Consider the following 21,237-nt stretch of genomic DNA (forward strand, 5'->3'; position numbering starts at 1 on the left):
AAAGAGACCGTAAGTCGTTCAAAACTAACGGTCTCAACTAACTACGGAGGTATTTGGGTAAATTCTTTTCAATCTCTAAAACCTGAATTTAACTCCAGCTAAAATGTTCAACCTTTCTTTTTCCTTTGATACAGCTTGAATATTATCTTCAAACTCATATATTACAGAACGGTCACCTCTGCTGGAATATTGTGCTGACAAATCCAAAAATATATTTTCAGCAATAGGGAAAGTTAGCCCACCGGAATACACAACTTCCTCAAACTGATAGAAATCCTCTTTCCCTGGTAGCAATGCATAGCCGGCTATAATTTTCGTATCATTATTAAATGAGTATGCAGCACTTGCCTTAAAATTTATCACAGCATTATAAGTACTGCTGATCGATTGATTTGTAGCATCTTCATCTTCCTTTAAAATTGCTACATCACTGGGGTCCAGATCTCCGGTATTAATGGTAAAATCAACTTTTGTAGAGCTGTAATCTATATACTCAGCAGAAGCAGAAATGGTCAGATTTCCTATATCCTGTAGCGTAGCTCCTACCTTGAATTCTGCAGGTCTGGTTACTGCATATTCAAATTCTCCAAAAAAAGTAGTTTCGTCTCCATCAGTAAAAGTATCATCATCAAATTCAGTTCTGATGTTCGAATAAAAACTTTCAGTTACAAAAAACTTAGACGGAGATACTATACTAGCTCCTAAATTTAAGAAAGGAAGGGGTTTATATATCATTCCGCCGCGAGCAGTAAAACCAAAAAATTCAGTATCAATTTCATCAGTTAATGTAATGGAAAATATATCTGTTGCAGGATCAGAACCGCTGGGTGGTATTACATCGTCGTTGTAAAAATTGTTTTCGTCAACCTCCTGAAAGCTTCTGTCATAGTTAATTGATCCATTTATTATACCTAGCGAAATTCCTGCAAAAAGGTTCTTCTGAAACTCTGTGGAAGCAAATACGGAAAATTCTCCAATATCTCTTCTGTTTTTAATTTCAGCAAATTGATCTATTCCTAAGAATCCTGCAGGCCGATCATCCACTCTAAAAATGGATTCTATTTCATTGTTCGTGTCATTTCTATAATCAACTGCAAAAGCTTCAAAAGCTATCCCATTGTAGTCGCTGCCTGATTGCTTAAAAAGATCCGTAATAGAATTGTCTTGATTTGTCGCATCTATGAATGTGTCGTCAACATCTTTTGAGATCACATTGTAGCCTCCCCCAATTACAAAACTGCCTCGATCCGTAGGAACTTTGTAAACCAATCCCAAATTACCGAATGTAGTATTTGAGAATTCTGTATCATTTAAAGACCCGATATACCCATTAGATTGAGTATTATTTTGATTTAACCAGCCTAAGCTATAAAAACTTCCTTTCGCCAGAGCCATTGCAGCAGGGTTATCTATAAAACTACCATAACCATTGAAAGAAGAAACCGAAGTTGATACCGATGATAAGGCATCTCCATTTGCATTAAGCGTACTCATTTGTAACGCTAAGCTTTTATAGCTAATGGGCGACTCTCCATCTTGTGCAGCTACTGAAACGGACAGAAAAATTCCACTGAGTAAGAGTATTAATCTCTTCATGAATAGTAGATTATAAAAGATTTAGGTTAAGTTTTTAGTTCCCTCTTTTCTTCTTGGAACTACTTTTTGATCGTTTACTTGATGATGAAGATCTCGATTTACTAGAACTCCCTGAAGATCTTTTTACGCTCGATGAACTTTTGCGTGAAGTGCTTGAAGATTTAACTCTTGAAGAAGAACTTGATCTGGAAACACTACCACTTCTTTTGGACGTTGAGCTTGATCTTTTCACTCCGGAAGAACTTCGTTTAGTAGAACCCGAAGATCTTTTAACATTAGAAGAACTGCTTCTTTTTGATCCGGAACTTCTTTTCACGTTACCGGAAGATCGTTTGCTGGAGTTACTTGATCCTACATTTCCAGAGCTTCCTCTCTTGCTTGAAGACCCACTAGAACGAACTCTTGAGTTATTATTTGATCTACTTCTCTTCGTAACATTTGTAGAACTGTTACTCCTAACTCTGGATGAACTTCTGGTACGACTTACATTTCCTGAATTTCTCTTAGTCAGAGATGAACTGGAATTCCTGTTTGTAAGTCTGACTCTGGAATTTCTGTTGTCATACTTTTGAGTTAAGCCATTACTTCTTGCTCCGTATGAATAGTTTCGGCTATTTCTTCTGCTGTTATTATAATAATAGTTATTGGTATAGCCGTAGTAATAATGATTACTGTAATAGCCTCCATAACCATAGTTGTTATAAACCCAACCATAATATGGATCAAACCTTGCTCCGTACCCAAATTGCAAGTAGAAATCATTCCAACCTCCGTAACCATAAAAATGAGAACTATATCGGTAAGGAACATCGTAATACCATCCATGTGATACATATGATCTAAATGGAGGGTACCAATTATATCCTAAATGTGCATAATATCTACCTCTGAACCAGAAATCATCGTTATAGCCATCATCATACCCTTCCTGATAGCCATCTTCGAATCCTTCATCATAACCGTTCCAATATACACCTTCAAAGTTGTTGTCTTTATACCATTGCTCAACTTCGTAATCCTTATAGTAAAGTCCGGTTTCTTCGGCTGTTGCATAATCATCATCCTCAATTTCTGAAGAATAACTATAAGGTTTAGCAGTTTGTTCTTCATCATCCCAATAATAGCCTGCCTCTGAAAGTTCATCGTCATTCCAGGAATAATATTTAGAATTTCTGTCCGAATCAGAAGAATATCTGTCAAAGCTGCTAAACTGAGTGTAGCATCCTGATAGGAATATTGAAATAGTTACTAAGAGTGAGAGTGATAAAATATTTGAGCGTTTCATAATCATCCTTGTTGGAATGTTCAGATTTCAATATGAAAATGCAGATAACAATCGGCACATTAAATCACATGATAATGTTAGCTGATTTATATTTCTCCGCGTAACGATTTTGCTATAACTTCAGCTTTGGAGTTAACATGCAGTTTCTTATAAATATTTCTGATATGAGCCCTTACAGTATCTATCGATATATCAAATCTATCTGCAATCAGTTTATAACTTAATCCATCAACTAACCCATTTACAATGTCTTGCTCTCTGTCTGTTAACATGCTATCAGGATTTTTTTGGGGAGCCTGGTCATTGAAGTGTGTAATTACCTTTCTGGCAATTTGTGGTGACATCGGCGCTCCACCTTTCAGCAAGTTATCAATAGATTCTTTGATTTCAGGCAGTGAAGTATGCTTCAATAAATATCCGGAAGCTCCTGCTTTTAAAGAATCAAATATTTTATGAGAGTCATGATATATCGTTAACATAATAATGTCTATATCAGGATATTTTGACTTGATGATCTCCATCCCTTTAATTCCGGTCATTCCCGGTAGCTGTATATCCATTAGTAAAACATCTGGAGCTTGATGCTTTTCCAAATATTCCAACATTTCTTCTACGCTGTCTTTTGCAACCGGGCAGCTCATATCTTCCTGCATGTCTAAGTAACGTTGAATTAAATCCCTGATCTTAATATTGTCTTCTACAATTCCGACGATAGCCATAATTACACTTTTAGTTAGTATTTAGTTTTCCTGACACTAGAACAGTAAAGCCATTTTCAGTTGAAACTTCAATATCTGAGTCAATTCTTTTTGCCCGCATATCCATGTTACGTAGGCCATGTCCTGTTTTTTTAGCTCCATTGCTTGAAGTACCATTATCGTGAACTTTAAACCGGAATTCTCCATTCACTGCCTTCATTGAAATATCAACTTTATCCCCGTTCGAGTACTTTGATATATTATTAACAGCCTCTTTAAATATGAGATATAAATTTTCTTTTACAGGAACTTCAAGTTTATTCTCCATTTTAAGATCATCAAAATCGTAATTAACCTGAAAGTTCTTGGGTTCCAGCACATTTAATATATAGTCTTGCATACGATCGGTAAGATCTCCTACTGTATCATTTCTTGCATCTATTGACCATACGATATCGTCGAGGCTTGTTACGATTTTTCTACACTGCTTTCCAATTTGTTCCAGTGATTGTTTAAACTCGGGATCAATTTTACTAGCTTGCAAAAAATCAGATTGAAGAGCTACTTCTGTCAAACTAGCTCCAACATCGTCGTGAAGATCACTGGCAATTCTTACCCTGATCCTTTCAATATCTACAAGCTTTCTCGCTTTATAATAGTTATAGAATAGCCATATAATTCCTACTAAGATCAACACAACAAGCGTGATAAACCACCATTGCATCCAAAAAGGTGCTTTCACAGAAAAGCTGATTTCTGATTTTTCGTCACTCCAAGTCCCGTTTGTATTACGGGCGTGAATAGAAAATGTATATTCTCCATTAGGCAAAGAAGGATATTTTACTACCCTGCTCATAGTTCGTTGCCAAACAGGATCAACACCTTCCATTTTATATTCATATACCACTTGATTTGGAGCTGTAAAGTTAATGCCGGAGTATTCTACTTCAACAAAGTTTTGATCAAAATCTAAGTTAAAATGCTTTACTCCTCTTTGCACCCTACCTGATGTGATGACCTGATCAATTTTCACTTTCGGTGGAAGTGGGTTCCCCTTATAGTTCTCCGGGAAAAAATGACTAACACCTTCTACTGTTCCGAACCAAAGATGACCATTACTATCTTCATACACAGCACCAACATTCATCTCATCTGCGACCAAGCCCTGTTCAACCGTAATTAATTGAAAAGATTGCTCTCGCTCACCGGGGTTGTCACTGAAATATTTTTTAGAGTCAAACTTGACTACCCCATTATTAGTACCAATCCAAAATGAACTATCGTTGCTTTGCTGGATAAAGTAGCACACTCTGTTAGGCAGCCCGTCTTCTGTTGTGATACTTTGGAACTTCAGCCCGTCAAACCATGCAATTCCACCAAATGTAGAAGCCCATATTCTTCCAATATCATCTTTAATTACCATCATAACGGCATTATTTGGCAAGCCTTCTTGTATGGTAAAATTTTCAACTTCTCCTTCAAAGTATCGGCTTACTCCTCCGTAAGTTGCGATCCACATGCTTCCATCATCTCCTTCAACAGCACCCAGAATAGTATTATCCGCCAAGCCATCATCTCTAGTAATTAAATTAAATTCATTGTCATCATACCTAACTATTCCATCTTCGTAAGTACTGATCCATATTATGCCTTTAGAGTCTTCGTAAACCTGACGTACTTTTCTGTATGGGAATTCATCTTCACTAAATACTGTAAGTTCGCCCTCTTTAATATAGGCCAGGCCATTTCGCATTCCGATCCAAATTCTACCACTGGAATCTTTATCTAATGAAAATACTTTGTCATCTAACAAACCTTCTGTTAGGCTCATGGTTGTAAATTGCCCGTCCTTTAGTAGACTTAAACCTCCTCCGTAAGTCGACAGCCATATTTCTCCATCTTCTCCTTCAGTTATTGATGTAACGACATCGTTAGCAAGCCCATCCACTGTGGTATGATTTTCAAAGTAATCCCCAAGAAACATATTAGCCCCACCTCCAAAAGTTCCAAACCACAAATTACCTTCTCTATCTAAAATTGAAGAATAAATAATGTTGTTGGAAAGTCCATTCTCAATTGTAAAATTTTTGAATCTTCCGTCCTGAAAAACACTTACCCCACCTTCAGTTCCCAACCAAAGTCTTTGATTATTATCAAAAACCAATGTTTGAACTCTAACATTATTTAAACCTTGATTATCATCATAAACAATGAATTTATCATTTTTATAGTGAACCAAACCTTCTCTGGTTGCTATCCAAAGTTCATCATTTTCATCAAAAACTATGTCCCGGATACGATTTTCAGGAAGCCCATCAGAAGTAGTAAACGTCCTTATATTTCCATTACTTAATACTGAAAGTCCTCCCCTCGTTGCAAACCAAATGGATCCATCTTCTGATTCCTTTATTTTCCGAACTCTATTATTTAAAAATCCCTGAGAAGTCGAGTATTGAATAAGTTGCTCATCTTGCTCAAAAAGCCAGGCACCGGCTCCGTCAGTACCGAACCATATTTCTTCATTGGAATCCTCGAAAATACTGATGACTCTTTGGTTATCAAGTGCTGATAATCTTGCTAATGTATACAGGCTATCATCTTGCCAGTAATTCACTCCAAATTCAGTGCCTATCCATATCCTGCCTTTACTATCTTCAAATAGTGAGTGTATTTTGCTGCTTTTTAGACCCTGATCTTCAAAGAAATTTTGGATCGTGATTCCATCAAAGCGGTTTAACCCATACCCGGTCGCCATCCAAAGAAATCCCTCGCTGTCCTGAATCATATCATTTACTACCGATTCACTTAAACCGTCTTCAATAGAATAGGTTCTGAACGGATATAGCTGGCCGAAAGCCGAAATGGTACAAAATGTTAAGATTAATATGAGGGAAAGTGTATTTTTCATGTATCAAATGTAACGTAAATCAAAGCAGAATAGTAACTGCGAATTTTATTTCTTTATTTCAGTAATGAGTAAAAAACAAAAAAAAGCTGATTCGAACCTAACGGTTACTACTCAAAAAGGGATTTCAAAAAGCATTCTTTCTCTATTGGAAAAGACAGTACTTGGAACTCCCGGTAAGCTAAGGTACAAACACACTGAAACAGAAAATACTGTAAAAAAACTATCCGGATTACGCTTCATCCAAATAAAAAAAAGAATCCGGGTGTTAGGTACAGCTGGTTTTATTGAAAGAAACATCACTTATGATTCTGCTCCATTAAAAGCTACTTATGTACGATATCTTTCTGTTTACAATCCTTTCAAGAAGAAAAAGAAATCAAGACGGAAGAAGGTTGCTAATAAAACACAAAGCACATTAAGAAATGATATTGAAAATATTTTTAAGGAGGAACTTGAACGACCATTTAAAATTTCTGACCAAAAAGGACTTTTTTATGCATATGTTGAGTCTGATAATTCACTCTCCAGAGATCTTTGCTGCTCTTTCGGATTCAAAAAGATAAGAAAGATCAATACTTTTCTATTCAGTCGTTTTTTCCCAAAAAAACAAACTGGCATCTCGAGTATAGACAGCAATAAATATGAGATGTTCAGAGAATCTTTGCGTCATTTTTATGAAGAACACAATTTTGTATTCACTGATTCTTTAGAAGATTTTGGAACCTGCTTTGTATTAAATCATGGTGGAAAGGGGGTCGCAGGAATCAGAGCTATTCCGATACAATGGAAAATTGTTGAAATACCGGGATTTAAAGGATTTCTGATGCTCAAGGTGCTGCCCAAAATTCCTTTCTTCAACAGGCTTTTTAAACCTGACAAACTTAAATTTTTGGCTTTTGATAGCCTTTGGTTTCAAGAAAAACATTCTGATAAAGCACAAAAACTGATGGAGCATGCTTGTTCAGAATTAGGGTTTTATATGGGGATGGTCTGGCAGGATGAAGGTTCCATCACAACTAAGTCACTGTTAACAAAAAACAATCTTGGTCTTTTGCATAAAATAAACGGTACCGTTAAAGCTGACCTGATGGTCCGGTACATCAATATGAATCCGGAAGATCTCTCGACGATAAAAAACAAACCTGCTTTTGTTTCTGCTGTTGATATGACTTAATATCCAAAATGGAATCTCTGTTAGTAATATTCTTTTTCATATATATAATTGCTATTTCAGTTGAAGCCTATATTGACTTCAAGGCGGAATCTAATATTTACTACTGGAAAGATAGCCTTGTTAGCATTTCGCTTGGTTTTTTAGGAATAATGGTTCGGGTTTTAGGAAAAGGTTTGTGGCTTGCAATATGGTATTTTGTTTACGAATTATCTCCATTTAAAATTCCTGCAACTCCTTTGACGTGGGTTCTACTGTTCTTTTTAAATGAGTTCGTTTACTATTGGTTTCACAGAATCAGCCATGAGAACAGATTTTTTTGGGCAGTCCATGTTAATCATCACTCATCTGAAAAATTTAACTTTTCAGTTTCGGCAAGAATCCCTTTTCTAAACTCGATCTATCATAATGCATTTTGGATCATTTTGCCTTTCATTGGCTTTGAACCAACCATGGTTTTTGCTGTAGAAACAGTGAGTTTTCTTTTCGCTTTTTTTCAGCATACTCAATTGGTCAAGAAACTACCCAAACCTATTGAATACTTGTTCAACACCCCTTCACATCACCGGGTACATCATGCAATAAACCCGGTATACCTGAACAGGAATTATGGTAATGTTCTGATTATTTATGACCGGCTCTTTGGTTCATTTCAAGAAGAATTAACCGATGTTCCTCCAAAGTTTGGAATCACTAATAATATCAACACCTATAATATCATTACCGTTATCTTTCATGAATGGAAGGATATGTGGAAAGATCTTAAAAATAAAAGAACCTCTTCATAGCACCTGTTATATCAAGTATTATAACCCAGATATTCCAATCTAAATTTATAATGCGGGAATTATCTCATTAACCCTACAACAGACTGCAGATCCAGAAGCCTCAGAGCTGACCTTATTCTTACCTTAAGTGATCAAGAACAAACAGCCTTAACCCAAAGTGATGCTGCGCTTTCTAACTCCCGGATGAGCCCACACGAAAAAGATTAACAATTGTGTTATTTAATGGACTAAAGAGTATTTAAAAAACGAATTTTGTGATTGTTAAATACTTTTCCCCATAAAAAAGCCCCACTCAAAACTAATTGGTGAGGCTTAAATTTCTTTTTAGGATCAATTATCCTAAATACGCTCTAAGAGCAGCACTTCTGTTATGATGACGAAGTTTTCTTAGTGCTTTTTCTTTGATCTGACGAACACGCTCACGAGTTAGATCGAAACGTTCTCCAATCTCTTCAAGTGTTAATGAATGCTCGCGACCAATTCCAAAGTACAATCTGATAACTTCAGCTTCTCTTTTTGTAAGCTTAGACAGTGCTCTTTCAATCTCTACTTTCAGAGATTCGCCCATCAACTCGAAATCCGGGTTAGGAATCTCTTCATTTTCAAGAACATCAAGAAGTCTGTTATCTTCACCTTGTGCAAAAGGTGCATCCATAGATAAATGACGACCTGAGATCTTCAGTGTATCAGCTACTTCGCCAACGGTCATTTCCAGACTTTCCGCAAGCTCATGAGCAGAAGGAATACGTTCGTATTCTTGCTCAAGCTTTGAAAGCTCTTTACCAATTTTGTTTAATGCACCTACACGGTTTAGTGGTAGACGTACAATTCTTGATTGTTCGGCAAGTGCCTGAAGAATAGACTGACGGATCCACCATACTGCATAAGAAATAAACTTAAATCCACGTGTTTCATCAAAACGCTTAGCTGCTTTAATAAGACCTAAGTTTCCTTCGTTTATCAAATCACCTAAAGATAAACCCTGATTCTGATATTGTTTTGCAACAGAAACTACAAAACGAAGGTTCGCTTTTGTAAGATCTTCGAGTGCACGCTGGCTTCCTTTTTGAATTTCTTTCGCCAGACGTACTTCATCATCTGGAGTAATAAGTTTCTCTTTTCCAATCTCGTGAAGATAACGATCTAAGGATTCTGACTCACGAGTTGAGATTCCGGAACTTTTTGCCACGGTAAATATATTTTGTGAAAATTAGTACTAAAGCTACAAAGGGCGAGACGTATAAAATTAAGCTGAATGGTTGCAACCTTTTTTCTAAGCTTCAAATGTCAACGCTCCTGATGAAAGCAATACCCAATATACGAATTTTTAAGTTCTTTAGTACTTAAAATTTAAGATCCATGAGTATTCTGAATACTAAAAACATTAGAATTTTTATACCGCTATTTCTTTTCTAGTTTAGCTCTTTTATTAATTAACTGAATTAATATCGATCTAAAAATTAAACTTGAGTCGTGCAGTAATTCCTCTTTCGCCAAACTCATTCAAGTAACTTACACTTGCTTCCGGCATTTTAGATGATGCCTCTCTTGCTTGTGTAAAGGCATTTATCCCACTAAAGATACGATTGGCAACCATCAAAGTAAGTAAAGTTGGTAGTTGATTTTCAGAATTGGCAATTCTATCACGTGTATTCTGAAACTCAAATCTGGCATTATCAGATTCCCAGTTCCATCTGTTTTCAGGGGTATTTGGGAGAATATTCTGCCATCTTCGGGTTCTTAACTGATAGTCATTGTATTCCTCAAGATTATCATAATTTGCAATTGCTAACTCAAACCCTCGATCTTTACCGGATAAAGAAACGCCTGCTTTGGATGTAGCTAAAGTATTAAGATTATTTTCCAGTCGATTTGCCCGAGCACTTAATCCAAAGTATCCTGCAAGCAAAGCAATTTCAGAACCCAGATGTATCTTTCCTCTGGTCCAGTTTTCATTATCAACATAATGATGGCCCAACCCCGGAACTACAAAAGAAAGTAATAAAGCTTTTCGGGGACTTGGAAGATCCTTAAAATTGTCAGATTGTTCTTCTGGGATAAAATCGATCTCCTGAGCGTTACTATTTTCAATAAACAGTACCATACAAGGAATAATCAATATCCATTTTAGATATTTTTTAAATCTGAATTTATTCTGGTTGATCAAAATCGGTTATTGAATGTTGGAAATTCGGTACTGAATATTCTATTTCTTCCTTTCTCTTCCCCAATGTCGGAAAATTGAAACGCTAAATCCAATCATCAGCAAAAAAGTACCCAGCCACACAACGGAAATAAAGGGCTTTTGTTCTGCTACAACTAAGATCCATTCACTTTCATATTCTTCATCTAACCCTTCAATACTTAGATCAATTTCACCACTTTCGGGATATACTTTTGAAAAGCTGAATGTGAGATCATGTCCGGGTAACTCAACAGGTGGCGAAAACACGAATGTCTTGCCTTCTTCATCATTGTATAGTGCAAATAATGGCTCGATCAAATACTGCTGACTACTAGCCATGTGAGTAATTTGGATTTGCGCTCTTACTCCTATGTTTGTATTTGGTGGTAATTTCGAAGTGTCTTCCATTGCATATTCCAAAAATGACATTTCGAATCCACCAACAGTAATAGTCTCCCCTTTTTCGAATTGGATGGTCTGTGTCTCTGGAACTTCGCCTTCTTCTTTTGTAACCGGATCAACATTAGCTCGTCGAGCTATCATATCATTTCTCTGTTTGATAAATGAACTTCCCGCTACATAAAGATAAATATCACTCAATAAACCTGATCGAACATCCGGATCAACAGACCATTGAACGTTTTCCTGAGTAGACGTTGCCAGCATAGGGTACACTTCCGGATTCATATAAAATGGTTCCCCACTTCCCAAAGGCAAGGGCTCAAAAAGAAGTTTATAAGTTTGTTGGCCGGGACGATTCTGATCCTGTAAATCAAATCCGGTATAGGTTACTATATACTTATCATTTACAATTTTCGGCTCTTCGAGTTTTAACTCCAGAAATAGAACAGGTTCAGTAACCGTAAAACCCATTTCATCTTTGATCACGCCTTGCTCAACCTGTTTATTGTAATTGCTGATCCTTTCATCCAACATAGGCTTGTTGTAAACAGATGAAGCCAGAATCCCGATCAATAAAACCCCGAAACCTACGTGTGTTACTGAGCCTCCGATCAGCTTTGGTTTCTTTACACACAGCTGAATAATTACGAAAGTATTTCCAACTACAGCAAAGAAAGCTGTAAACATATAGAATATGTAGTATAAGTCTCTGACCTCACCAAAAAATACAGCCGCAATCGTTAAAGCAGACGTAATTAAAAGCGGATTTATAAGAGCTGATGATAAGGTTTCAAACGAATATTTTTTCCAAAACAGATATTGCCCGATCACAGTAAATACTGCCATCAACATAGCGATAGGCATGCTCCATTGATTGTAAAAACTGATTTCCGGTGGAGTTGGGTTTTCATTGAATAGCAATCCTATAATCGGAGAACTTGTTCCTAAAATGATCACAAGTCCAAGTATGAACAGCAGGATTGCTCCCGTAAAAGTCATGAACTCACGCGATAAGATCTGCGACTCTTTTTCCTGAGATGGAAGTTCTTTGTATCTCCACAGAAACATTCCCAAGCCCAGTCCGGTTATCACTAACATGAAGATCAAAAGCTGATTATATAAACCAAGATCCACAAAACTGTGAACTGAAGAATCTGCCAAAATTCCGGATCTTGTTAAGAAAGTTTCATATACAATGGCTACATAAGCCAGCAATGCAAAAATGATGGACGACTTTTGTGCCACCGAACTTTTTCGCTGAATAATCATAGTGTGAATGCCGGCTGTACCAATCAACCATGGTACGAGTGAAGCATTTTCAACCGGATCCCAAGCCCAAAATCCACCAAAAGAAAGAGTTACATATGCCCAATATCCTCCCAGAAAAATAGCTGTAAGTAGAGCCACATTTGAACTTAATGTCCATGGTAATGCAGGACCAACCCATTCATTGTACTTTCTTTTCCACAGTGCAGCCATAGCAAAACAGTATGGGATGGTCATCATAGAAAAACCAACAAATAAAAGAGGAGGATGAATCATCATCCATGGGCTTTTGAGCAGATCATTCAACCCGCTCCCATCCGGTGGAGCAAAATCAGGGTTATTTTGTACTACGGGAATATCCGGAAAGTTCTCTGCAAATGTTCTGAATGGAGAAGCTCCAATTGTCAGGTCTCCAAATTGCCATCCAACGATCATAGATATAAGGAATAGCTGGGTAAGTGTCAGAAAAAACATCACCGGAGCGCGATAAGGAGCACGTGTCCATCGAATCAAACCCAATCCAAATAACCAGGAAAAGAAGATCCACAGCATAAAACTACCTTCCTGACCACCATAAAATGCAGACCAGATGTATTTCGCAGAAAGATCTAAACTGGTGTAGTTATAAACGTAATAGAATTTGAACTGATGGGTAAAAAGAAGATATACCAGTAAGGCTGAAGCAGCGATCATGAACAAGCCTTGAAAGCCAAAAAACCAATTCCCGATCTTCAGCCTTTGCTCATTTTCATCAGAAGCACTTTTAAAATAGTAGAAAAGAGAGCCTAGTCCAGAAACAAACGCCAGAGTAATTAAAAGTTTACCAACAATTCCGATCATAATCAGCTTTGTGATGCTTTTTCAAATTCAGGAGCATCGTTGTACTTAGAAGGACATTTCATCAACATTTCGTTAGCATAGAATGTGTCTCCTCTCATTTCTCCAATAACAACTAATCGGTCGGCCTGTTCAAAATTGTTAGGCTTAGGTTTTGAATAAACCACTCTTTTACTTGCGCCGTCTTCATCCTTCATATAAAAAGAGAAGATCTTGGTTTCCATTGAAAACCCATAATCTTTTGATTCATCAAGTACTCCGGCAACATGAGCGGTCTTCATTTCTGATGCTTTTTCGAAGTTGGTGTACGTACTGATACTCTCTCCAAAGTTATACATCAACAGAGAGGTAAAACCGATTATGGCAATGATTCCAAAAATTAACTTAGGCTTCATGTTCTTCAGGGGTGTTTATTGTTGATTCGAGCTTGCTCACATTTCTATCCACTTTGATCAGAAAGAACAGTAGCACCAACCAAATGATCAGTGTAACTCCAAGTACTACAAAAATGAGATCGTTAGAATACATAAATTGAATGAATGCGTTTGATTGATCTAGTTGTTCAGCTCCGCTCCACTTGTTTCCATATGTAGAAGTCAGAGTATCAACGGTAGCTTGAGGTGCATCTTGTATGCGAATATTCATTTCTTAAAACTACGAATTTTCTGCGTGATATTGTACCGTTTTATATCGATGGACTACATCGTATATCCAAAACGCCAATGCAATAAATCCTATAAACGCCGGATATAAAACAAAGCGTAATTCAGGAGCTGTAATTTCACTAAAGGCCGGATTTCCTTCTGCTCCGGGGTGCAGGCTTTCCAGTTGGCGCGGAACCACATACAGCAAAAATGGAATCGTTGTAACTGCGAAAATATTATACACTGCTGAAAGCTTAGCTCGCTTTTGTTCGTCATCGAATGCAGAACGGAGTACAAAGTACGCGTAATAGATCATCACTGCCAAGGCTGCCAAATTCATTTTTGGTTCTGCGAATGTCCACCAAGTTCCCCAGGTAAAACGAGCCCACAGTGAACCGGTGAGCAGACCGCAGATTCCGAAGACCACTCCTACTTTAGCTGCAGACTCCGCTTTAATATCAAAACTTATATTCGGGGTATTCAGATATCGGATGCTGTAGTAAAAACTAATTGCAAACATCGAAAACATTGCCATCCACATAGGAACATGGAAAAACAAATTCCGGGCAGTTTGTTCAAGAATGGGAATTTGAGGGATACTGATAAGGATTCCTGCAGCGATCACTCCGGTCATTCCCAGTGCAACAATATATTTCCAGATCTTCAAGGTGAGTGCTCTTTTCTGATTTAATTTTTTGAAGCCCAAATATACGAAGATGAGAACTTTGATGAGGATTTTTTACTAATGTTTTCGAATGAATAAAGAAAAAGCTATTAGTAGTTAGCTGATAGCTATTAGTCCTTTTCTTTATTCTTCTATTCGATGTTCTTCAATTCCCCTTAGCAGGGCTTCAGCCCATGCTAGCTTATGATCTGAATTAACCAAAAATTATCATCATAAAAGACAATCGATATTCATCATTCCTTGTTCATTATTCAATATTCACTTGTTCTTCTTCTCGATGTTTTAACCCGGACGTAAACGTCCTGCTGGTTTAATTTCTCCTATTTCAATTATTGTTTTAAACAGATCCTTCAGGTTCTGCGGGATGTGGATAATGAATATCTTAAGATTCGAAATAAGTTATTTTAAATCCGAACATATTCGTTGGGCGTGAACGCCCTTCTAGCTTAAATTCAAACAAAGGAAATGAATTTTTAAAACTAATTATTCATCATTCCTTGTTCATTATTCGATATTCAATTGTTCTTCTTCTCGATGTTCTTCAATTCCTTTGTTATTTTAGTTTTCAAAAATATATTTGAATAATCTGATGACCAATCCTGAAAAATCCATCATCCTCAACCCTTCCCGTAAAAATTATTTTTGGGGATATCTGATCGGTGTGTTATTGATTCCTCTTTTGATAGGAATTGTTGTGATCTGGTTTATCAACAGGAAAATAAGTAGCATTCAATATCGAATCACAGATACGTCTGTTTCAAAGGTTACAAAAGAAGATAAAACTCAATTAGAACTGGTCAACATACTCAAAACTTCTGTTTCCCAAACCGGTCTTCAAAAGCTTCTGGGAATAGGTAATGTCAAACTTAAGGCGAATGTAAGCGCATTGATCCTTGAAGGAATTGAAAACCCCGAAAGCTTTCTTGAAAAAATTGATACAGCTATCGCCTATCAAAAAGAAAAGCTCAAGGCTTCTGAAAAGATAAAACCACGGAAACCCACTCATGATCCGGGTACACTTGAAAAACTGGATTATCTGACCGGACTTTGGCAGCAGGGATTGATCAGTGATGAAGACTATGATCAGGAACGAAAGAAGTTTTCTTAGTTCTTTTAAATCCCTTTTACAAAAAGAAACCGTTTCTTATCTCCGTACAATAATAACGGAGCATAATGAACAAACTAACATCTTTCTTTTTCCTTTTACTGCTGATTAGCTTTTCCCTGAACAGCTTGTCTTCTGCACAAAATCAAAAGGCTAACTTTGAGCTGGCAGAGCGCTTTACTACCCAGAAAATGCAAAAAATGGTGGGGAGTACTTCAGTATTTCCACGCTGGATCGACGACACCAATAACTTTTGGTACACTTACGAAAATTCCGAAGGTAAAAACTGGTATTTCGTTAATGGTGAACGAGGAAATAAGCGTCTGCTTTTCGACCAGGAAGAAATGGCGGCTCAACTATCTGAGAGTTTCAGCAGAACTTTTAATGCCAAAGATCTGGACCTGAAAGGCTTTGATTATGACACCGATCGTGAGCTATTCACTTTCCATGTAGACAGTGTTGAGTTTACTTATAACTTGAACGGCAATCGTTTGATCCGTGGAGATTCTCTGGAAAAAGATGAGCGTGAAAACTGGAGATCATATTCTCCCGATAGTTCCTATGTGGTTTTTGCAAAACACCACAACCTTTTCATTATGGGTAAAGACGATCATGACAGCACTGCAACTCAGATCACCGAAGACGGAGAGCGTTGGTTCAGTTACCAATTTAGTGATGGTGACACTTCCAAAACTGAAAAACACAGAGCAAGAGTAAACTGGTTTGAAGACAGCAAGAAGTTCTGGGTTAAACGGCAGGATAAGCGCAAAGTAGATGAACTTTGGGTGATCAACTCGTTAAAAAAACGTCCTGAATTAGAAACCTATAAATACTCAATGCCAGGAGAAGAAGATGTTTATGTGGATGAGATCAAAGTCTTTGATCCTGCTACTACCGAATCAGTGACTTTAGATACAGATAAATGGGAAGATCAATCTTTGGGTGGAGCATACTTCAATCAAGGTGGTATTTTTGAAACTGACAGATCTGATTTTCTTTACATCCTTCGTCGTGACAGAACATGGAGTAAAATTGATGTATTAAAAGCGAATACATCAACAGGAGAAGTTGAAGTACTATTTTCAGAAGAAAGTAAGCCGTATTTCAACACAAGGTATGCCCGACTTGCGATCATTAATGAAGGAGAAGAATATATATGGTGGAGTGAACGCACCGGATGGGGACAACTCTACAGATACGACAGCAATGGAAATCTGAAAAACAAGATCACTTCAGGACCATGGGTAGTTGGCAATGTTGTTAAAATAGATACAACAGCTTCCAGAATTTTCTTTGAAGGATACGGGCGTGAAGAAGGACAAAATCCTTATTACTCCAATCTCTATAGTGTAAAGTTTGACGGCTCCGGATTTTCTCATCTCACACCTGAAGATGCTACCCATTCCATCAATGCTTCCGATGAAGGAAATTTCTTTGTAGATAATTATTCCAGAGTAGATCTGCCTACTAAGTCTGTACTAAGAGACGGTTCCGGTAAAGTAATTACAACTCTTGAAGAAGCAGATATTTCTCAGATGGTAGAGCAAGGCTGGAAAGCTCCGGAGTCATTCAAAGTAAAAGCCGCAGACGGAGCCACAGATATTTATGGCGTAATGTGGAAACCTTTCGATTTCGATTCTACAAAAAAATATCCGGTTATTTCTTATGTGTATCCGGGACCACAAACTGAACCTTTCCCGGCTAACTTTACGATCGGAGGCTCCAGAGCACGAACCACAACATTAGCTCAGGTTGGATTTATCGTTGTTGCGATGGGAAATCGTGGAGGAAGTCCGATTCGCTCTAAATATTATCACAATTACGGTTATGGCGACATGCGTGATTATCCGTTAGCTGATAACAAATACGGTATCGAGCAACTGGCCGGCAAACATTCTTTCATTGATGCAGGTAAAGTTGGAACCTACGGTCATTCCGGTGGTGGATTTATGAGTACAGCTCTTCTGCTTACTTATCCCGATTTTTATGATGTAGCTGTTTCTTCGGCAGGAAATCACGATAACAATATTTATAACATCTGGTGGGGCGAAGTTCATAATGGTGTAAAAGAGAAGAAGAAAACTGTTACCAAAATGAATGATGACAGCACGAAAACCAAAGAAGAAGTCATTACTTTTGAAGCTCCTGTGGAAACCAACATTGAGCTGGCTAAGAACCTCAAAGGAAAGTTATTGCTTGTTCATGGAGATATGGATAACAATGTTCATCCTGCCAATACAACCAGATTAGCAAATGCGCTCATCAAAGAAGGAAAGCGTTTTGATATGATGATGTTACCGGGACGCAGACATGGTTTCGGACCAATGCAACCATATTTCGATCGCATGACCTGGTATTATTTTGCAGAGCACTTGTTAGGAGATTACCGAACAAATGTGGAGTTTAATTTACCTCAGGATGAGGACTGATTTAAAATAAAACCAATCAATAGGGACGTATGGCGATACGTCCCTACTTTTTGTGATTTGAATTAACCTCCATCAGAACAGCTACTTCTCATACAGAAGAAACTCTTTCTTCTTTGCATTTCTTGCTGAGCGTAAGATCTTACGTCTTTACTTTTTAACCACTATCTGAGATGACATATTCTGATATGCTTTTTCCTGCTTTGTAACTGAGATAGTCCAAACAGCTCCTGCAATCAGCATCACTCCACCATAGATCATGATCAGTGGTTTTACAGAGATCAGATCCAGTTCCAGACATGCTGCAGCCACCATCACAGAAAATGAATTTGCTATAGTAAACAGCAACCATTCTGTACTGAATATCCTGCCTCGAAATGTATCGGTTGTTCTTTTTTGAAGCAGAATAGTACTCATCACCCAATTGGCTCCCGACGCTGAATGAGCCAGAAAAACAAAAAAGATCATTAACAGAATATTTGTACTCCATCCTACTACCATATACATCAGCCCGGCTATTAGAATACTGAAGCCCATCACCATTACCCAGTCTTTCTGGTCTTTAAATAGTCTTCTTCCAATAACAGGTCCAACTCCCGTTCCAATTCCACGGGCGGCATACAGCAATCCTAATCCGATACTACCCATCTTGAGTACATCTTCGCTGACGATAATGAGTAGATATACAAGACCACCCAGAAACATCGTTGAAGTTCCCTTTGCAATACTCGGTCTTAAAATGTGTTTGTTAGAAAACAAATACTGAGCACCTTCTTTTATTCCAACAAAAGGATTTCTGGTTCTGAGTTTTTCCTCTGGCGTTTGTTCAGTTTGAGGAATAACCGCCCTGTACAAAAACCACGCTGAAATTATATAACTGAACGCGTCCAGAATAAACACCAAATCGGTACCTAACCATTCTGTAGCAAATCCTCCAATAGCCATTCCTGTGGTAAATATAATGCTCCATGTGGCAGTCGAGATCACATTGGCATCAACCAGTTGTTCCGGGGTTGTAACATTAGGGATTGAAGAAGTTTTGGCTGGTTCGAAAAGAGCAGAAAGCATCATCTGAACTGAAGTAAGTGCAAAAGCAATCCAAAGTGTTTCAGGAGATCGAACAAGTAAAATTCCCAACAAAGATGCTGCTCTGGCAAAATCACAAAGGATCATCAACTTTCTGCGATTAAATCGATCTGCTAAATATCCTGCAAAAGGAGAAAAGAACGCCAGGCTCAACATCTTTACAACAATGATCAATCCGAGAAGTAATTCTGAGTCAGAATATTTGGCAATCAGCGCGTAAAGGGCAAGAAGTCCAAACCAATCTCCAAAGTTAGAAATCGCTTGACTGATCCACAATAACCGATAATTTCGGTTATCTTTTATAAGTTGGAAATATGGTTGTAGGCTTCTCAAAAAATCTTTAGGTAATTCAAGTCATCTTGTTGATCACCTAATTTACACTTTTACCATTCAGATTGGTTATTGAGTTTTTGGATGAGGGTGATAGATGGTCAATAAAAAGATTTGTCATTTCTCCCGTTGGTCGAAATGACAGCGTTAATAATTGGGTATTACATTAAAATTACAGACCCATCTTTTATGCATCTTGAACTTTCTTTCTGTGGCTTCAAATCACTGTTCATCAAAAGCCAAAATAGCATTCAGAATAAGTTGAACAGAAGATTTATAGAATTCCTGGGGAATCGTTTCAAATTCATCTGTTGCCTTATGATAATTTTCATGGTCTTCCACTCCGAAATACACAAACGGAACTCCTTTACTGTGAAACGGTCCATGATCGGATGAAAAAGTCCAGTCGTTATAGCCCAGATCCGGAGTATCATGTCCGAATAACAATCTTAATCCTGCTGTATCTATAGATTCAAGAATCGGTTTTGTTTCCGGGTAGTGATAAGTACCTGCGGCATAAATCTCGCTACTGTCATTATTACTGATCATATCCATGTTGATATTCAATTTTACTTTGCTCAATAAAACCGAATCTTCAACAAATGCTCTGGCTCCTTGTAAGCCCATTTCTTCGGCATCAAAAGCAGCAAATATAAGTGTGTGATTGGGTTGTTCTTTAGCAAAATAATCTGCCATAGCTAACAATGCTGCCGTTCCTGATGCGTCATCATCAGCTCCGTTAAAGATCAAAGAATCTCTCACTCCTAAATGATCATAATGCGCCGTTATAACGATCATGGAATCCGTTTTTCCATCTATTTGTGCAATTACATTTACTCCGGACATTTCTTCCTGAGTTCGGCGATTTTCAAAAGTAAATTCGTGGGTGTATGAATCCTGAAACGGTTCCGCTCCTTCTTCCTGAAAACGGGTTATTAAATATTCACGAGCAATTCTATTTCCTTCTGTTCCTGTTCTTCTTCCTTCTGTAGCGTCTGAAGAAATAAATCGAAGATCTTCGATAAGTTGAGTAGTATCCAGGCTTGTTTTATTGTTTGGCTGACATCCCAGTACCGGTATTAATAAAAGAAAGAGTAGTTTTTTCATGAATTGATTGCTTTAATTTTGAAGGCTTAAGATTGAGTTAAATCAGACTCAAAGCAATTCTTAAAAACTAGTTTTACAAAAAAGTGAAATCTTAAGATCGATGAATTGCATTTCCTATTTACCACGATCAGCTAAATAGATTAACCTGTATAGCTACAAAACAAAACTTCAATAAAAAACCCCGATCAAATCAATGACCGAGGTTCGTGGTTAATTTTTAAAAATGAAAAATATATCTGCTACTCTTTTCGCTACTTATAGTCTTATTGACTGTTTTTCTGTAGATATGTGTAATAAAAGCCTGATCTAGATTTTTATTAAGGAAACGTTAAACAACACTCAGAAAAAGAAACTATTTTTAAGTCGATCAATAAGTTTTTGCTTCATATTAGAATCCATTTCCTGTGCTTTCTGTAATTCTGTTTTCCTATTTATATAACAACCTTGACAAGCAAGCATGGTTTTACCCTGATCTTCCAGATTTCTGAGTACGACTTTATAATTACCAATCGGTCGCTCTAATCCCTCTTCTGAACTGCAATAGGAACAATATCTGGTAATTACTTTCATTAATAAATTGACTTTATTTTATTTTGGCTTGGGTGGACCTTAAGCCAAATAGAAAGTTCAATTTTTATGTATAGAAATCAATAGGAAGGAGTGCTCAATTATCTAGGTAGAAGTACCTATTAACAACTATTCTCAAATACTGCAACTA

Annotated in this window: 17 protein-coding genes; 4 read left to right on the forward strand and 13 right to left on the reverse strand. The window is 37.4% G+C overall.

What is annotated here, in order from left to right:
• Positions 1-75 precede the first annotated feature (75 nt).
• The 4 genes from A8B79_RS14800 to A8B79_RS14825 all read right to left on the reverse strand — a co-directional run bounded on the left by A8B79_RS14800 (position 76) and on the right by A8B79_RS14825 (position 6,487).
• Positions 76-1,596: a hypothetical protein gene (locus A8B79_RS14800; protein WP_066224184.1), complete on the reverse strand. Its 1,521-nt coding sequence runs from the start codon at positions 1,594-1,596 to the stop codon at positions 76-78.
• Between the two features lie 34 nt (positions 1,597-1,630).
• A complete protein-coding gene (locus tag A8B79_RS16060) occupies positions 1,631-2,881 on the reverse strand; it encodes a hypothetical protein (protein WP_153038456.1) in 1,251 nt (416 codons plus the stop codon).
• 86 nt (positions 2,882-2,967) lie between these two features.
• Entirely contained in the window at positions 2,968-3,600 is a 633-nt protein-coding gene (locus tag A8B79_RS14820) for a response regulator transcription factor (protein WP_066224194.1), read from the reverse strand.
• A gap of 10 nt (positions 3,601-3,610) precedes the next feature.
• The gene (locus A8B79_RS14825) at positions 3,611-6,487 is read right to left on the reverse strand and encodes a sensor histidine kinase (RefSeq protein WP_066224197.1); all 2,877 of its coding nucleotides are present in this window, start codon (positions 6,485-6,487) and stop codon (positions 3,611-3,613) included.
• 64 nt (positions 6,488-6,551) lie between these two features.
• Here A8B79_RS14825 and A8B79_RS14830 point away from each other — a divergent pair, with 64 nt between their 5' ends.
• Entirely contained in the window at positions 6,552-7,661 is a 1,110-nt protein-coding gene (locus A8B79_RS14830) for a hypothetical protein (protein WP_066224200.1), read from the forward strand.
• An 8-nt stretch (positions 7,662-7,669) separates the two neighbouring features.
• A complete protein-coding gene (locus A8B79_RS14835) occupies positions 7,670-8,446 on the forward strand; it encodes a sterol desaturase family protein (protein WP_066224202.1) in 777 nt (258 codons plus the stop codon).
• Between the two features lie 334 nt (positions 8,447-8,780).
• Here the strand turns inward: A8B79_RS14835 and A8B79_RS14840 are convergent, their stop codons facing one another.
• The 6 genes from A8B79_RS14840 to ccsA (A8B79_RS14865) form a co-directional block, all read right to left on the reverse strand.
• Entirely contained in the window at positions 8,781-9,635 is an 855-nt protein-coding gene (locus A8B79_RS14840; RefSeq protein WP_066224205.1) for a sigma-70 family RNA polymerase sigma factor, read from the reverse strand.
• A 264-nt stretch (positions 9,636-9,899) separates the two neighbouring features.
• Positions 9,900-10,613 (reverse strand): hypothetical protein, encoded by a 714-nt coding sequence (locus A8B79_RS14845; RefSeq protein WP_235603765.1) that lies wholly within the window; start codon positions 10,611-10,613, stop codon positions 9,900-9,902.
• Between the two features lie 39 nt (positions 10,614-10,652).
• A complete protein-coding gene (gene ccsA, locus A8B79_RS14850) occupies positions 10,653-13,139 on the reverse strand; it encodes a cytochrome c biogenesis protein CcsA (protein WP_066224212.1) in 2,487 nt (828 codons plus the stop codon).
• 2 nt (positions 13,140-13,141) lie between these two features.
• Positions 13,142-13,531 (reverse strand): cytochrome c maturation protein CcmE domain-containing protein, encoded by a 390-nt coding sequence (locus A8B79_RS14855; RefSeq protein WP_066224215.1) that lies wholly within the window; start codon positions 13,529-13,531, stop codon positions 13,142-13,144.
• Positions 13,521-13,781, reverse strand: a complete 261-nt coding sequence (locus tag A8B79_RS14860) for a CcmD family protein (protein ID WP_066224220.1) — start codon at positions 13,779-13,781, stop codon at positions 13,521-13,523. Before A8B79_RS14860 ends, A8B79_RS14855 begins: the two co-directional genes overlap by 11 nt.
• A 9-nt stretch (positions 13,782-13,790) precedes the next feature.
• The gene (gene ccsA / locus A8B79_RS14865; protein ID WP_328514346.1) at positions 13,791-14,516 is read right to left on the reverse strand and encodes a cytochrome c biogenesis protein CcsA; all 726 of its coding nucleotides are present in this window, start codon (positions 14,514-14,516) and stop codon (positions 13,791-13,793) included.
• A 538-nt stretch (positions 14,517-15,054) separates the two neighbouring features.
• Between ccsA (A8B79_RS14865) and A8B79_RS14870 the strand changes: the two genes are divergently transcribed.
• Positions 15,055-15,573, forward strand: coding sequence for a hypothetical protein (locus A8B79_RS14870; RefSeq protein ID WP_066224224.1), 519 nt, complete (start codon positions 15,055-15,057; stop codon positions 15,571-15,573).
• Positions 15,574-15,638: 65 nt separating this feature from the next.
• Positions 15,639-17,999, forward strand: coding sequence for a S9 family peptidase (locus tag A8B79_RS14875; RefSeq protein ID WP_066224227.1), 2,361 nt, complete (start codon positions 15,639-15,641; stop codon positions 17,997-17,999).
• A gap of 147 nt (positions 18,000-18,146) precedes the next feature.
• Here A8B79_RS14875 and A8B79_RS14880 read toward each other — a convergent pair whose 3' ends face one another.
• The 3 genes from A8B79_RS14880 to A8B79_RS14890 form a co-directional block, all read right to left on the reverse strand.
• Complete coding sequence (locus A8B79_RS14880) at positions 18,147-19,415, reverse strand: MFS transporter (RefSeq protein WP_066224229.1); 1,269 nt, start codon at positions 19,413-19,415, stop codon at positions 18,147-18,149.
• Positions 19,416-19,634: 219 nt separating this feature from the next.
• Entirely contained in the window at positions 19,635-20,519 is an 885-nt protein-coding gene (locus A8B79_RS14885) for a M20/M25/M40 family metallo-hydrolase (protein ID WP_066224232.1), read from the reverse strand.
• Positions 20,520-20,858: 339 nt separating this feature from the next.
• Positions 20,859-21,089: a hypothetical protein gene (locus A8B79_RS14890; protein WP_066224236.1), complete on the reverse strand. Its 231-nt coding sequence runs from the start codon at positions 21,087-21,089 to the stop codon at positions 20,859-20,861.
• Positions 21,090-21,237: the final 148 nt, after the last annotated feature.

It is taken from the genome of Balneola sp. EhC07 (assembly GCF_001650905.1).
GTDB lineage: Bacteria > Bacteroidota > Rhodothermia > Balneolales > Balneolaceae > Balneola.

Excerpts from the sequence above, each read along its gene's own strand:
- A8B79_RS14800 (WP_066224184.1), bottom strand. The coding sequence starts at position 1,596 with ATGAAGAGATTAATACTCTTACTCAGTGGAATTTTTCTGTCCGTTTCA.
- A8B79_RS16060 (WP_153038456.1), bottom strand. The coding sequence starts at position 2,881 with ATGAAACGCTCAAATATTTTATCACTCTCACTCTTAGTAACTATTTCA.
- A8B79_RS14820 (WP_066224194.1), bottom strand. The coding sequence starts at position 3,600 with ATGGCTATCGTCGGAATTGTAGAAGACAATATTAAGATCAGGGATTTA.
- A8B79_RS14825 (WP_066224197.1), bottom strand. The coding sequence starts at position 6,487 with ATGAAAAATACACTTTCCCTCATATTAATCTTAACATTTTGTACCATT.
- A8B79_RS14830 (WP_066224200.1), top strand. The coding sequence starts at position 6,552 with ATGAGTAAAAAACAAAAAAAAGCTGATTCGAACCTAACGGTTACTACT.
- A8B79_RS14835 (WP_066224202.1), top strand. The coding sequence starts at position 7,670 with ATGGAATCTCTGTTAGTAATATTCTTTTTCATATATATAATTGCTATT.
- ccsA (WP_066224212.1), bottom strand. The coding sequence starts at position 13,139 with ATGATCGGAATTGTTGGTAAACTTTTAATTACTCTGGCGTTTGTTTCT.
- A8B79_RS14855 (WP_066224215.1), bottom strand. The coding sequence starts at position 13,531 with ATGAAGCCTAAGTTAATTTTTGGAATCATTGCCATAATCGGTTTTACC.
- A8B79_RS14860 (WP_066224220.1), bottom strand. The coding sequence starts at position 13,781 with ATGAATATTCGCATACAAGATGCACCTCAAGCTACCGTTGATACTCTG.
- A8B79_RS14870 (WP_066224224.1), top strand. The coding sequence starts at position 15,055 with ATGACCAATCCTGAAAAATCCATCATCCTCAACCCTTCCCGTAAAAAT.
- A8B79_RS14875 (WP_066224227.1), top strand. The coding sequence starts at position 15,639 with ATGAACAAACTAACATCTTTCTTTTTCCTTTTACTGCTGATTAGCTTT.
- A8B79_RS14885 (WP_066224232.1), bottom strand. The coding sequence starts at position 20,519 with ATGAAAAAACTACTCTTTCTTTTATTAATACCGGTACTGGGATGTCAG.
- A8B79_RS14890 (WP_066224236.1), bottom strand. The coding sequence starts at position 21,089 with ATGAAAGTAATTACCAGATATTGTTCCTATTGCAGTTCAGAAGAGGGA.